We start from the raw sequence: 14,701 nt of genomic DNA, 5'->3' as shown, positions 1-14,701 counted from the left end.
ATGATGTGGTTTAAACGTCGTAGTTTTTTCTTAATTCTATTACTAGGAATCTTTATTGTGATAAGTATGAACTTAACAGAGTTTAATTTGACTAAATTTCAAGACTCTAAGAATATCGTTGACTTTATGAATCAATGGTTTCCAATGAATACTAGCAATTTTACAGAAATATTAATGGACAGTATCTTAACAATTGCTATGGCTTTTCTTGGGAGTATTTTGGGACTTATAGTGGCATTGCCAATTAGTTTTCTTGCAGCCAGAAATACATCCCCCTCCAAGTTTCTATTCCATGTCGCTCGGTTTCTTTTAAGTTTCATTAGATCCGTCCCAGAAATCGTATTTGGTTTAATTTTGTTAACAGCAATTGGATTAGGCCCTTTTCCAGCAGTATTAGCAATGACTTTTCACAACATTGGGGTTCTCGGAAAATTAATCTCTGAGTTGATGGAGGCAGCTGAGCCTGGTCCACTAGAAGCAATGAAAGCTGTTGGAGCAAAAAGGTGGTTGGCTAATATCTTTGGAATTTTACCTCAAATCTGGCCAAACGTTTTATCTAACTATTTTTATAGATTCGAGGTAGCAATTCGAACATCGTTAATATTAGGCTTTATTGGAGGTGGAGGTATAGGGCAACGTTTATTTAATGATTTCAAAACGTTCCAATATTCCTCCGTTTCCTTGGACGTCTGTCTTATTATGGTAATGGTTATCCTAGTCGATTTATTAGGAAGCTATGTTCGAAAGAAGGTCATTTAATGGAAGCAAATATGCTTGAATTAAATCAGGTTACGGTCCATTATAATGGGATTCATACACCGGCTTTATCCAATATTAATTTATCCTTCAAACAAGGAGAATTTGTCTGCATTCTTGGAAGAAGCGGTGCTGGAAAATCAACTCTGTTACGAACGATAAATGGGTTGCACTTACCTAATGATGGAGATATTATTTGGCAAAACACTAGACTTAAACAGAAGAACCAAGAGGAGCTAAGAAAAATACGACGAGAGATGGGAATGATTTTTCAACATTTCAACCTTGTCCCTCGTTTAACGGTTTTACAAAATGTGCTAATGGGACTATTGGGTTATCGGTCTACTCTAAAAAACCTGATTGGGTGGTTTCATAAACGAGAGGTTCAACATGCCATGCAAGTTATTTCTGATGTTGGTCTCACAGAACAGATGCATCGTCGTGTGGAAAGGTTAAGTGGAGGACAAAAGCAGCGGGTTGGTATTGCCCGTTCTCTTCTTCAAGAACCCAAGCTCCTGCTCGGTGATGAACCTGTTTCAAGTTTAGATCCTGGCACAGCCAACCATATCTTTCAATTGTTGATGCAATTACATGAACAGCACAAGCTGCTAACCATTGTTAATGTTCATGACATACCGTTAGCAAAAAGATATGCAACAAGGTTTATCGCATTAAAGGATGGAAAAGTCATTTTTGATGGAAAGCCTACTGACTTTTTAGATGAACATTTTAAAGATACGTATGAGACAAATTCTTACTCTAGACCAAGTACGATGGGTCTAACAAAATGAATGCTAAAATGTAAACGAAGGATAGGTTTGACATAAGAGTGATGAATCACATATGGTTCATCACTCTTATGCTGACTCTCTAAACTGTTTATAATCCTAAGATGATTGTTTTATAACACCATCGCAGCTATAATCCCGAATAAAACTAACGGAATATTATAATGCAGGAAGGTAGGTACACACGTATCCCAAATGTGATGGTGCTTACCATCAGCATTTAAACCAGATGTAGGACCGAGAGTACTATCTGACGCTGGGGAACCAGCATCTCCGAGAGCTCCAGCTGTCCCGATTAAAGCTGCCGTTGCAAGTGGTGAAAAACCTACAGTGGCACACAATGGTACATAAAGAGCTGCAATAATTGGGATTGTTCCAAATGAGGAACCTATCCCCATCGTTATCACAAGTCCAACTAGAATCAATACCGTAGCGACAAGAAGTTTACTATCTCCAAGTGATTCGGATGTGGAGGCAACTAATGATTCTACTGCGCCGGTTTCCTTTAGAATAGTGGCATAACCTGAGGCGATGAGCATGACAAATGCAATCATCCCCATCATCCCAATACCTTCATTTACAACAGTATCTCCTCTTTTAAAAGGTACCACTTGACAAGCAAACATGATGATGATTCCAACTAATGCACCAAGCACTAGAGAATCAGAGATAAGCTGTGCAGCAAGAGCTGCAACAATGGCAATTATGGTAAATAAATGCTTCGTAGAAAATCTAACATCTTCTATTGTTGCTGCCGACTCGTTCATGGTTTCTTTCTCTAAACCGACTGCAGTATTCGGTTCTCTATCTTTTCGATAAGAAATGAATACAGCAAATAGTAATCCGACAATCATGCCGATACCTGGTAGTAACATAGCTAGTGCTACATCTCCTAGTGCAATATTCATTCCGTTTGCAGCCATCTCGTCTGATATAATTCCATGGAAGATTAGTCCAAACCCTGCTGGAATCATAACGTATGGGGCTTTAAGACCGAAAGTTAGTGCGGAAGCAACACCTCGGCGGTCAATTTTCATTTTGTCAAAGAGCGAAAGTAACGGTGGGATAAGAATAGGAATAAAAGCGATATGAACTGGAATTAAATTCTGTGATAAACAGGCGACACCTGCAATCGTTAGGAGCATAATCGATCGCTTTCCTTTAATTACTTTGATTAACCGTTTTACTAGGAAGCCAGTAATACCCGAATATCCTATCATAACAGCAAATGCACCAAGGAGAATATAACTTAATGCCGTATTTGCCTGTCCACCCATGCCTGATACAAGCATGTTAATAGTATCCGTTATCGATAGATCCCCTGTAAGTCCTGCTACAATAGCCGCAAGTAAAATGGCCAGTACAACGTTCACTCTAAACAGACTCAAGACCACCATGACAACAACTGAAATAACAACTGGATTTAACACATTCAACCTCCTTTTTATTCAAATCTATATAAACCCATCCAATAGGAATGAGATAAATGCTTCACGACTAAGTGTCGTTAGCTGGATATAAGATATATTAGCAGACTTTAGAACAGATAATCGACAAGAAAGTTTATTTACATGAACTTCCCTTTCAAATAATGAAGGATGACGTGTGCAGCAGCACGACTTGTTATATCCCTAAAATCTAGTGTTGGATCCACTTCTACAAGATCAATGGCCAGTACTTTCTCATGTCTAGCTAAGTGGGTGATCGCCTGTAGTAATGTTGCACTATCCATTCCACCGGGGCCGATGGCTGGACAGCCGGGTGCATGTGCTTGATCTAGTACATCCATATCAACAGATACATAAATAACATCGACCGTATTGCGCAGTTTTTTTATTCCTTCGTCTATCACATCGAGAATAGACCTTTCTCGAACATCTTTCATCGTGTACATCGTTACCCCATTATCTTCTCCATATGTTCGATATGCTTTACTGTTTGAAAAATCACGAATTCCGATTTGTATTAAATGATTTCCATCGATTGAGGCGGATTCTAGTAAGCTTCGAAATGGCGTTCCATTACATGGGCCGCCGTCTTCTAAGTTACGGAGATCATGATGGGCATCGAACTGAATGACACCGACACTTCCCTTTACCTCGGAGAAAGCTTTGATACTAGGGAAGCTTACGGAGTGATCGCCACCAAGCAAGATTGGTTTCCAAGAAGGGTTCTTCATCAGAAGATGTTTCATCGTTTCATATATCCTATTTTGAGAGTGGACAATATCTGTTACATGCATGGTTATATCGCCAAGGTCGGAAATGACGAGCTGGTTTAGATCAATATCTTCCTCTATGGAATAAGTGGTGAATCCAGATAAACTTTTACGAATAGTGCCTGGGGCAAATGCTGCCCCAGAATGACTAATCGATGATTTAGAGAGAGGCGCACCTATTATTCCATAGCCATTAATAGGGTCGCCGTCCCATGGTTGAATGATGTCGCCAATCTTTTGGATGTAACGATCATGATAAGGGGTGTTAGGGGTATCAAGAAAAGGATAATCTTTCAACGCCATTCCCCCTTTTATAAACAACTTTTCCATTTTTAAGTACTGCATGAACATGGTTGACACCGTAATGATAAGGGATGTATAAATAATTGGCCGCATCCCATATTACTACATCTGCCTTTCGACCGACAGTAAGTTGACCTGCCTGATCGCCACGCCCTATAGCATGGGCTGCATTTACAGTTACGGCATGCCAAATTTCTTCTGGGGTCATCTTTAACCGAAGAGCTGCTAGTGACATGATGAGTTGAATATTTTCTGTCGGACAGCTCCCTGGGTTAAAGTCCGTAGCAAGCGCCACAGCATTGTCCTGTTGAATCATCTCTATTGCGCGTGCGTAAGTCTCTTTACCAAGATAAAAGGTTGTTCCTGGCAAAAGTACTGCGATTGTTCCAGCTTGTGCCATTCTTTTTATTCCTTCATCAGAAGTCCCTACGAGATGATCTGCAGAGATGGCATCTAGCTCTGCAGCAAGCTCTGCGCCACCAAGCGGGTCAATCTCATCGGCATGGATTTTAAGTCCAAACCCGTAATCTTTAGCTCTTTGTAAAAATCTTCGCGATTGTTCAACGGTAAAAACACCAGTTTCCGTAAATATATCCACATATTCAGCTAAGTTTTTTTCTTTTATTTCTTCAAACATCCTGGCCATTTCATCTAAGAATCCATCTGGATCATCCTTTTGTGAAGCAGGAATGGCATGCGCTCCAAGAAAAGTGGAAACAATATCTAGAACATGGTCCTGGTTTAATGCACGTATGGCCTCAAGTTGTTTTAACTCTGTTTCAGGATCCAATCCATACCCACTTTTGGCTTCCATGGTCGTTACGCCATAGGATAATATCCTGTTTAGATGGGGTTTAGCTTTATCAATCAGATCCTCTAAAGAAGTATTCCGAGTTGCTTCAACTGTTGAAAGAATACCACCACCATTTTTTAAGATATCTAGATAGGGTACACCTTGTTGTTTAAGAGCCATTTCGTGTTCTCTTGACCCACCAAATACAAGATGGGTGTGGGGATCTACTAAACCAGGTGTTACTAGCTTATTCTGGCAATCGATTTGTTCTTTGCTTTTTATATGACTGGCTTCTTCCATCGTCCCGTAAAAAACGACCTTTTCATCTTTAATACCTAGTGCAGCATGTTCGATTACTTCAAGAGACCCCATTTCTTTGCCTTTCTTAGGGCCATTTGCCTTCATCGGTAATAACTGTCCAATATTTATTAGTAACGTATCTACTTGAAGTGTCATCCTTTTCCTCCTCTTACTCGTTATCCAACATTGGTACGATGACGTCTTTTTCCTTGGCTACTTGTTTAGCCTTTTCATATCCGGCATCTGCGTGGCGTACAATTCCCATTCCAGGATCAGTAGTTAGGACGCGTTCGAGTCTTTCCGTTGCTAAATCTGTCCCATCCGCAACGACAACCATTCCAGCATGCAAGGAATAGCCCATCCCGACACCTCCACCATGATGAACGGATATCCAACTTCCTCCGGCAGCGGTATTAACGAGTGCATTTAAAATGGCCCAGTCTCCCACAGCGTCGCTGCCATCTAACATCGATTCTGTTTCTCTGTTTGGAGAGGCAACAGACCCGCAATCTAAGTGATCACGTCCAATAACGATCGGCGCTTTTAATTCTCCATTCCGAACAAGGCGATTTATTTCTAACCCCATTTTCATTCGTTCTCCATAGCCTAACCAGCAAATTCTGGAGGGAAGGCCCTGGAACTCTACTTTGTCTTGCGCCATATCTATCCAACGGATAAGAGCTTCGTTTTCTGGGAATAGCTCCTTGATTAAGCGGTCGGTTCGGTAAATATCTTCCGGATCACCAGACAAGGCAACCCAACGGAACGGCCCTTTTCCTTCACAAAACAAAGGTCGAATATAGGCTGGTACGAAGCCAGGAAAATCAAAGGCATGTTCTAATCCTTCATCCTTCGCGACTTGACGAATGTTGTTCCCATAATCAAAAACAATAGACCCATTCTTTTGAAAACCTAGCATTGCATCCACGTGTTTTTTCATGCTGGTGGATGCGAGCTTCACGTAATCATTAGGCTTTTCTTTTCGCAGTTGTGTCGCCTCATCCAATGATAGATGGATAGGGATGTACCCGTTTAAAGGATCATGTGCGGAGGTTTGATCCGTCACAATATCTATTGAAATACCACGTTTTAAAATGTCATGATGAACTTCCGCAGCATTTCCTACTAGTCCAATAGATAATGGTTCCTCCTTCTGTTTAGCCTCATCTGCCCATAGTAAGGCTTCCTCTAAGGAATCTGTCATACGATCCACATATTTTGTTTTTAATCGTTTTTCAATTCTGGATTGGTCTACTTCTACACAAATGGCAACCCCTTCATTCATCGTAATGGCAAGTGGTTGTGCACCACCCATACCTCCGAGCCCGGCCGTTAATGTTATAGTGCCTCTTAAACTACCGTTGAAATGTTTTCGGGCAATTTCTGCAAAGGTTTCATACGTTCCTTGTAAGATTCCTTGTGAACCAATATAAATCCAACTACCGGCAGTCATCTGTCCATACATCATCAAGCCTTTTTTATCTAGTTCATGGAAATGCTCCCAATTTGCCCATTTTGGTACAAGTACCGAATTGGACAATAAAACACGCGGTGCACTTTCATGGGTTCTAAAACGACCAACAGGTTTACCAGATTGAATCAGTAAAGTTTCATTATTCTCCAAGTCTTTTAATTGCTCTACAATAGCATCGAAAGCCTCCCAGTTTCGCGCTGCTTTTCCAATTCCACCGTAAACAATTAATTCTTCTGGATTCTCTGCTACTTCAGGATCTAGGTTATTGGAAAGCATACGTAATACCGCTTCCTGTTCCCATCCTTTACAGTCCAAATCCGTTCCTCTATGTGCACGAATCACTCTACTTGATTTTGTTGACATATCGTTTCTCCTTTCCTCATCATGATCATTTTATTTTTTCGCTATCTTTGGTAGGGGAGAACACAGGCCACTTTTCTTTGTTCATCCACCTGACAGCGTTTTTAATATCGATGGAAAAAATCCGATCCTTCTCAATATATGGAACATAGTCCCTCCCTTTTTCTAATGTAGCTCTTGTAACCTCTGCCATTTGTTCTTTTCCTCTGACTTCCACGGCTTGCATCGCACATATAGCTTCAATGGCAAGAACGTTTTGAGTGTTTTGGATAATTTGATAGGCATGCCTTGCACCAATTGTTCCCATGCTTACATGATCTTCCTGATTAGCCGAGGAAGGAATAGAATCAACACTAGCCGGGTGCGCCAATGTTTTATTTTCAGATACGAGGGAAGCGGCACAATACTGCAAGATCATGGCACCAGATTCAAGACCAGGTTTGGCGCTCAAAAAGGGTGGTAGGTCGTTTAGTTGCGGATTGACCAGTCGTTCGATTCGTCGTTCGGAAATGTTCGCAAGCTCGGAAACGGCTATTCCTAAGAAATCCATGGCGAGTGCAATAGGCTGCCCATGAAAATTCCCTCCGGAAACTACTTTGTCGCCATCATCAAAAATTAAAGGATTATCTGTGGCTGCATTGATTTCTATTTGCAGTTTTTCTTTTACATACTGTAAGGTTTGCCAACTCGCTCCATGTACTTGGGGAATACATCTTAAGGAATACGCATCTTGAACCCGTAAATCACCTTGTCTAGTAGTTAGTTTGCTTCCTTCTAAATAAGAACGAATGCAACATGCAACATCTACCTGTTCTTGATATCCTCTAGCAAGGTGAATATCTTCATCAAAAGCATCCATAATTCCTCGTAATCCTTCTAAGGTCATGGAAGCAATAATCTCGGATTGAAAAGCTAGTTTTTCAGCTTGTAGATAAGCGATTACTCCCATTGCTGTCATGGCTTGGGTACCATTTATAAGAGCTAAACCTTCTTTAGCGGTTAAGGAAATTGGTTCTATTCCTTCTTTTTCTAATGCCTCCATACTTTTTACTGTGTTTCCTTTATAAAAGACTTCTCCTTCTCCAAGCAGAACGAGGGCTAAGTGGGAGAGAGGAGCTAGATCCCCACTTGATCCAAGAGATCCTTGTTGGGGGATGATAGGATGAATCTTGGCATTCACAAGATCTAATAATCGATGAATAATAACTGGTCTTACACCTGAAAAACCTTTCAGTAATGCATTCGCACGAAGAACGAGCATAGCCCGACTTACTTCCTCTGGAAAGGCTTCTCCAACTCCGCAAGCATGAGAATAGAGGAGGTTATGTTGAAGTGCTTCTACATCTTTGGGTTCAATTCGTACATCACTAAATTTTCCGAAGCCTGTTGTTATTCCGTAGACGATGCGTTTTTGTTGGACAATATGCTCGACAGCTTCCCGACTTTTTCGTACTTTATCTAAACTTTCTTTAGATGCTTGAACGTAATCCCCGTTATAAATGATTTGGTCCAAGTCCTTCAGTTCTAGTGACTTTCCATCCAATATTTTCACCTAGATCACCTTCTTCTTTTTGTATGTTTATCCTATTGGCCAATAGAAAAGGGGCCATATCAAGGAATGCAAAAAAACACATTCCTTTGATATAGCCCCCTAATGTCTAATCACTCTGGGCATAATCAAATATGATTAATTCCTAATCCTATTGCTTCATGTTCTTGACCCTTAATTGGTGCCCCAATCGTTCCATACAGAGCAACCGCAATCCAATCGCCTTCCTCATCCTCTTGGTAAGGTGTCCCTCGTACAACCGAAAAGCGCAGTCCAACAGTTCGCTGAAAGGTTCCTAATTGAACTTGACCTCGAGTTACGCCGTGTAATGCTTCTATAATAGCATGATACAAGGCATGCGTTTCTCGATATAGCCCCTCTTTCACAATCTTGTTCTTTTTTGCAGCAGTTTCAATAGCTGCAACAATCTTGTTAGATTCCATGGATCCCACTCTACCAATACAAGATTGCCAGTTTGCTTGTTTTATCTTCTCATCGATAACAGAGACATCATCTTGAAGGATAGACAGGATGGCTAACTGACCAATTCGAAAGTTGGGTTTATTTTTCATATACCAAGTCTCCAGCAGTTTATTTAACTAATAGCTAATAACTAACTTAAGTGTAAGCGCTTTCTAATTGAGTGTCAATGAGAAATTTATTAAAAATTACCATTAATGGAAGAGAGTTATAAGCTTTTAAGGTGTTTATCTCCTCTAAAAATAGTGGTGATATATAATATGCACCATGTTAGGATTAATACATATATAGGGATTTTTTTTACTGAAAAGAAGAGGTTGGTAAAAATACAAAGTAAACTATGAGTAGGTGTATTTATGGAGTATAAGTTTAGTTTTTTGACTCAAAAACAAGCTGAGAAAATCGCATTTAACTGGCATTACGATGGCGATTATTCTTTTTATGATTTAGAAGCGGATAAAGAGGATTTGAATGAATTTTTAGACCAGGAGACTAGAGGGGATTCAACGTTTGCGGTAACTAAGGAAAAAGAACTTGTTGCTTTCTTTACTGTTTACAAAGTAAACAAAAGAACTGTTGATATTGGATTAGGGTTGAGACCAGATTTAACGGGAAGAGGTATGGGCTCAGACTTTCTAAAGGCGGGTTTGGATTTTGTCCAAGCAGAATATAATCCTGAAAAAATAACCTTATCAGTTGCAACTTTTAATCAAAGAGCGATAAAAGTGTACAGACAGATTGGATTTAGGGATGTTACAACCTTTATGCAAGATACCAATGGAAGTACATTTGAGTTTTTAAAGATGGAGTATGAATGTTAGTCCATGGATTGCATAACTAATTACCATTTATTAATGGGATGAACGCTATTTTATACAACAAGATTACACACCCAGTACATTCGCGTGAAAGATGGGATTGAATTGACCTTGAAGATAAAACCTACAGAGCATCAAATGAAAAAATGGGTTGAAAAATTTGTACCAGAAAAAGACCTTTTCTTCGTAGAAGAGAAAGATTTAAGTTTATTTGATGAATATCTTAATGGAGCTTTAGTGGTTCCATTTGAAGAATTTTTAAAACACTCCTCTTATAAACAAATTCAAATGGTTAACAGTTATACATATTGGAATATATCTAGTAAAGCAAAGTATGTTATTGTGGCACACTACAGTTGGATTACCAACTTAACAGAGGAAGCAAGGAAAGATATTTTTAGTATTCAGTATAAGATGGGCAGAGGGATGATTCTTCCTCTATCCCTATTCCCGTCTGGAGATTCAATTCCTCCAGACTACATTATAAGAGAGCATGAGGAAAAGTTAGTCGTCATTCAACATAGAATGTGGGAGGAATTACCTTATCAAATAAAAGAAGCTGCTTTACTTGCATATTCACAAGAATGGGATAGTTGGATTTGTCACGATGTACTTGATGATTCGCCAATACATATTAGGAAGTATGCGAATACACATACAACTATTTCTGGGAGTAACTGTTTGTCTGCCACATTGTTCGCCATAACGGCACAAGAATGGATACTTAAAGAATGGGTTCACCATGAAACCTTCTTCTATGGGTTGAAAAATGCAAACTATGATGTAACTAATGATGAGATGAGAGCTGGAGATGTTGTAACTTGGATAGATGAAAATAGAGTTATACATCACGCTTCTTTTTACATTGGTAACAGCCTATTCTTCAATAAAAATGGACAGACGGTTTTTAATCCCTACAAGATAATAAGGCTCAATGAATTAAATGAACAGTGGGGGCAATATAGAAAGATAACATATAGAAAAAAATAATATCTTTTGTTTATTAGTAATAGCACCAAGTATTTTGGCAAGTTTATCTTTTTAGATAGGGAGAATAAAACAATATTATTCGAGGTGTAAATTATGTTAAATAATGAGATTACGGAACTTTTGCAAATTCAGTATCCGATTATTCAAGCACCCATGGCAGGAGGAGTAACAACTTCGAAATTAGTAACAGAGGTTTCTAACACGGGTGGTTTAGGGATGATCGGAGCAGGCTATATGACCCCTGAACAAATCCTAGAGCAGATTAGAGAAATAAAGGAATTGACATCTAACACGTTTGGTATAAATCTGTTTGTTCCGAATGAATTCGTTGGGACAGAAAATGAAATAGAACAAGCTAATCAGTTTTTAAAGCCTATCCGTGAACAATTACATTTACAAGATAAAGATGACTTGGAAATTCCCGAGTTTAATATAGTGGTAGAAACATTTCATGAACAAATCGAAGCAGTAATGGAAAATCACGTTCCGGTTTGTTCGTTTACATTCGGTATTCCTTCAAGAAAGATAATCGATGACTTGAAACAATGTGGCATTATTGTAATAGGAACAGCTACTACTGTAAGAGAAGCAATTGAAATAGAAAAGAGTGGAATGGATATTGTTGTTGTGCAAGGTAGTGAAGCGGGTGGACATCGCGGAAATTTCATAGAAGACAATCAGGAAAGTTTGATAGGATTAATGTCACTAATCCCACAGGTTGTTGACAAAGTAAGTATTCCTGTTGTTGCTGCTGGAGGAATAATGGATGGAAGAGGATTCATGGCTTCTATTTGCTTAGGTGCAAAGGGCGTACAAATGGGTACAGCATTTTTAACTTGTGTGGAAAGTGGGGCAAATGAGATACATAAGGAAGAAATCCTTCATACTTATGAAGACCAGACTGTATTAACACGTTCATTTTCAGGGAAATGGGCAAGAGGAGTTAAAAATAAATTTATTTCAGAAATGCAGCAAAGTGAAGCATACTTACCAAACTTCCCCATTCAAAACTCATTGACTAAAGGAATTAGGAAAGCCTCTTCTTTACAAAAAAATCGGGATTTTATGTCTCTATGGTCAGGGCAAAGTCCAAGGTTAGCTAGAAATCAGACTGTAAAATCATTGATTACTAATATTATTGAAGAAGCAAATATAACAAATTAATTCTGGCTTATAAAGTGACTAAAAGAAGAGACTGGGACAAAAGAGTAATAATCGTAATAAAATCCGAACTAGGGTTCGAAGTACATACCTAGAATTTAACCTAGGTGAAAAGAAGAAGGAAGAACTCTTTACTTTGGAAAAGCTAATGAGAAGGATGAAGAAGGATGGCGTATTGAATCTAAAGGTTGGAACTGGGCGGATTCTTTTAATCGTATTTATGTGGTGAATTTGGATGATTAGAAGGATTTAGGTGTTGTATGTAATTTCGAACCGGAAGTAAGGGTTTACTCGTTTATTCAGCCATTATTTCTGTGAATGAGAACTTTCTAAATGTCAGCTATACATTCTTTTATTATTTTGCAACTGTTAACATGTTCAACTGACCACAATAGGTATCTCTGTTGTGGTCTTTTTTATGATTTTATCCCTATTTTGTTTTTCCCTTCCGAAGATCATATGGAATTTTATGTTAAAATATATATAGATTATAAACTTATATTTACCGAGAAAGAAAGCACCCCACTTTATTAAGAGAACAAGAAAATTTGACGTCGGTTCTGAAGAAGGGGGATTTTTTGCTTAGAAAATTAATGTTCAAACCGTGGTACCTATTACAGAAAGGAGAAATGTGAATGGCTCTACTATCTTTTATTGCTCCATTGATCGTGGGATTAATTGTTCATACCATCCTATCTGCTAAGTACAGGGATGTAGAAAAGGTAGATAAAGGATTTGTATTGAACTATCATAGATTAACTTATAGAAGAAAGTTGATCCGTTCCTTGTGGGGAATTCCCTTTGTGTTTCTTATTTATCTTGCTATTTATTGGATTGGATACTTATCATCAGATGAATACAGAAATATTGGTATTATATTCTTACTCATTGTCGTAGCGGACATAGCTTATCATTATAGGAAATGGAAAAAGAATGGGGACACCAAAGCATGATAGTAATCATGGAGTTGAATTAGCATTACAAAATAAATATAAATAATGTTAGGGTATTAACTGAGGTGGTGATTTTTTGTACAGAAAACTAATTTTAATTCTATTTTGCTCAATGCTACTATTTGGATGTCAAAATGACGAAGGTAAGAATGTAAACGGTCAAAAAGAATATTTTGATTTTACTCTAAAAGGGAAATCTCAAAACTGGATAATAAAGGATTATGTAAGCGGCATTTACTATAGTATTGAGGAAAAACTAGAAGCCAAACATGAAATTTCTATAAAATATAGGGGTAACTCACCTATAGATGACGCAAACATAGAAATTGAAAAACAATCTGTTCAAGAAAGTGTTACCTTTAGTGGTAGGATTGAGTTAAATATACAAAAAGATATTTTTATTAGTATGACAAAACAAGTTTATTCTGATTTCAAAAATGATAAGATGATTGCCACTATTACGTGGGAAGATAAGAAAGAGGAAGTAGTTTTAGAAAAGCAGAAGAAGTAAAATTAACTCGTTTAATATAGAAAATCCTCCAATTGTCTGTGACTAAGGGGGTTTTTATCTATTTAGTCTAAGAAAATTAGGTTACTTATACATATTTGGACATATTTAGTCAAGAAAAGTATGTTATTGTGGCAGACTACATTTGAATTACGAACTTAACAAAGGAAAAAAGAAAAGATAATTTTAGTATTCAGACAACGATTAGAAAAGAGTTTTTCCGGGATCTCAAGAGGTGTTCGGACTACTGAAAGTTCATCGAGGGATTCATAATCAGGAATCGGGTAAGGCATCTTGTTTAAAGGATGGCTGTATAACAAGGATGGAAATTATTGTAGAGTAATTTCTCTTGTAGTCAGTAGCAGAGCTAGGAAAAGAGGAATAGGAAAACGTCTTTTACAAGAAGCTGAGTAATGGGCAATAGAACAAGGGGCCATTTACATTGGTTTAAATAGTGGCAACCAAGAGGATAGGCAGGGTGCGCATGATATGGGTGATAGTACTGGTTTTGTAAAAAAAACTTTCCTAATACTTCGTACTATGGTGAGATAGTTGACTTAGAATACTTGATTGTTTGTAAGTGTATATATTTTGAAGAATATAAAAGGCTCCTGAACATTTCAGGAGCTATATTTATATCTCATCTAGTATTTATTATGAATGACAAAAACTTAACCACAACCACTCTCGTCTAATTAATAGGAGGTGAAAAGGTTGCAAGAATCAATGATGGATAATATTCAACTGGAAGATAAGAACTTAACGATAGATGAAATTATGAGACTGTATGGTCAGGATATTTTGCAATTAGTTTTTGCCTATGTAAAGGACAAACCCATTGCTGAGGACCTGACTCAAGAGATTTTTATCAAGTGTTATAAGTACCTTCATACATATAAACACGAATCCAAAATAAAGACTTGGATTTATAGAATTGCCATTAATCACTGTAAGGACCACCTTAAGAGTTGGTATCACAAAAATGTAATGGTAACACAAGACGAGTCCTATCCAATTAGAAGAGAAGATAAATCGGTCGAAGAGGAAGTTATTCAAAGAAGTGAAGATGGAGAGTTAATTCAGGCTGTAATGGCTTTACCAACAAAGTATAGGGAATTAATATATTTATTTTATTTTGAAGAGATGCAACTCAAAGAGATTGCGGAAGTCACCAAGCAAAATGTAAACACCATTAAAACGAGACTGAGGCGTGCTAAAGCCATTTTACAGGAAAAACTAGGAGGGTAGCA

General features: G+C 38.1%; 15 protein-coding genes. 9 read left to right on the top strand and 6 right to left on the bottom strand.

Features of this window, described 5'->3' with window-relative positions; translation table 11 throughout:
• Nucleotides 1–3: 3 nt before the first annotated feature.
• Nucleotides 4–759 carry a phosphonate ABC transporter, permease protein PhnE gene (phnE, locus tag KO561_RS14645; RefSeq protein ID WP_231097177.1) on the top strand — a complete coding sequence of 252 codons (756 nt, stop codon included), beginning with the start codon at nucleotides 4–6 and terminating at the stop codon, nucleotides 757–759.
• Complete coding sequence (gene phnC / locus KO561_RS14640; RefSeq protein WP_331000794.1) at nucleotides 759–1,547, top strand: phosphonate ABC transporter ATP-binding protein; 789 nt, start codon at nucleotides 759–761, stop codon at nucleotides 1,545–1,547. Before phnE ends, phnC begins: the two co-directional genes overlap by 1 nt.
• Before the next feature lie 110 nt (nucleotides 1,548–1,657).
• On the opposite strand, the gene KO561_RS14635 is transcribed toward phnC, so the two are convergent.
• The 6 genes from KO561_RS14635 to hutP all read right to left on the bottom strand — a co-directional run bounded on the left by KO561_RS14635 (nucleotide 1,658) and on the right by hutP (nucleotide 9,113).
• Nucleotides 1,658–2,941, bottom strand: a complete 1,284-nt coding sequence (locus tag KO561_RS14635; protein WP_408004875.1) for a Na+/H+ antiporter family protein — start codon at nucleotides 2,939–2,941, stop codon at nucleotides 1,658–1,660.
• Between the two features lie 170 nt (nucleotides 2,942–3,111).
• Nucleotides 3,112–4,065: a formimidoylglutamase gene (gene hutG / locus KO561_RS14630; protein ID WP_408004821.1), complete on the bottom strand. Its 954-nt coding sequence runs from the start codon at nucleotides 4,063–4,065 to the stop codon at nucleotides 3,112–3,114.
• Complete coding sequence (gene hutI, locus KO561_RS14625; RefSeq protein ID WP_231094009.1) at nucleotides 4,037–5,314, bottom strand: imidazolonepropionase; 1,278 nt, start codon at nucleotides 5,312–5,314, stop codon at nucleotides 4,037–4,039. The genes hutG and hutI overlap by 29 nt, the downstream gene beginning before the upstream one ends.
• A 13-nt stretch (nucleotides 5,315–5,327) precedes the next feature.
• On the bottom strand, nucleotides 5,328–6,995 hold the full coding sequence (gene hutU / locus KO561_RS14620; RefSeq protein WP_231094008.1) for a urocanate hydratase: 1,668 nt from the start codon (nucleotides 6,993–6,995) through the stop codon (nucleotides 5,328–5,330).
• A 25-nt stretch (nucleotides 6,996–7,020) separates the two neighbouring features.
• Complete coding sequence (gene hutH, locus KO561_RS14615) at nucleotides 7,021–8,544, bottom strand: histidine ammonia-lyase (protein WP_231094007.1); 1,524 nt, start codon at nucleotides 8,542–8,544, stop codon at nucleotides 7,021–7,023.
• Between the two features lie 125 nt (nucleotides 8,545–8,669).
• Entirely contained in the window at nucleotides 8,670–9,113 is a 444-nt protein-coding gene (hutP, locus tag KO561_RS14610) for a histidine utilization transcription antiterminator HutP (RefSeq protein ID WP_231094006.1), read from the bottom strand.
• A gap of 264 nt (nucleotides 9,114–9,377) precedes the next feature.
• Here hutP and KO561_RS14605 point away from each other — a divergent pair, with 264 nt between their 5' ends.
• The 7 genes from KO561_RS14605 to KO561_RS14580 all read left to right on the top strand — a co-directional run bounded on the left by KO561_RS14605 (nucleotide 9,378) and on the right by KO561_RS14580 (nucleotide 14,699).
• On the top strand, nucleotides 9,378–9,842 hold the full coding sequence (locus KO561_RS14605) for a GNAT family N-acetyltransferase (protein ID WP_231094005.1): 465 nt from the start codon (nucleotides 9,378–9,380) through the stop codon (nucleotides 9,840–9,842).
• Between the two features lie 135 nt (nucleotides 9,843–9,977).
• The gene (locus tag KO561_RS14600) at nucleotides 9,978–10,829 is read left to right on the top strand and encodes a hypothetical protein (RefSeq protein WP_231094004.1); all 852 of its coding nucleotides are present in this window, start codon (nucleotides 9,978–9,980) and stop codon (nucleotides 10,827–10,829) included.
• Between the two features lie 93 nt (nucleotides 10,830–10,922).
• A complete protein-coding gene (locus KO561_RS14595; protein WP_231094003.1) occupies nucleotides 10,923–11,993 on the top strand; it encodes an NAD(P)H-dependent flavin oxidoreductase in 1,071 nt (356 codons plus the stop codon).
• A gap of 632 nt (nucleotides 11,994–12,625) precedes the next feature.
• The gene (locus tag KO561_RS14590; RefSeq protein ID WP_231094002.1) at nucleotides 12,626–12,943 is read left to right on the top strand and encodes a hypothetical protein; all 318 of its coding nucleotides are present in this window, start codon (nucleotides 12,626–12,628) and stop codon (nucleotides 12,941–12,943) included.
• A gap of 76 nt (nucleotides 12,944–13,019) precedes the next feature.
• Nucleotides 13,020–13,454, top strand: coding sequence for a hypothetical protein (locus KO561_RS14585; protein ID WP_231094001.1), 435 nt, complete (start codon nucleotides 13,020–13,022; stop codon nucleotides 13,452–13,454).
• A gap of 291 nt (nucleotides 13,455–13,745) precedes the next feature.
• Nucleotides 13,746–13,865, top strand: a complete 120-nt coding sequence (locus KO561_RS20585) for a GNAT family N-acetyltransferase (RefSeq protein WP_408004820.1) — start codon at nucleotides 13,746–13,748, stop codon at nucleotides 13,863–13,865.
• 300 nt (nucleotides 13,866–14,165) lie between these two features.
• Nucleotides 14,166–14,699, top strand: a complete 534-nt coding sequence (locus KO561_RS14580) for a sigma-70 family RNA polymerase sigma factor (RefSeq protein ID WP_408004819.1) — start codon at nucleotides 14,166–14,168, stop codon at nucleotides 14,697–14,699.
• Nucleotides 14,700–14,701: the final 2 nt, after the last annotated feature.

This window comes from Radiobacillus kanasensis (assembly GCF_021049245.1).
GTDB classification, from domain to species: domain Bacteria; phylum Bacillota; class Bacilli; order Bacillales; family Amphibacillaceae; genus Radiobacillus; species Radiobacillus kanasensis.
Note: the sequence above shows the minus strand (reverse complement) of the source record. Positions and strands in the feature narration are given on the sequence as shown.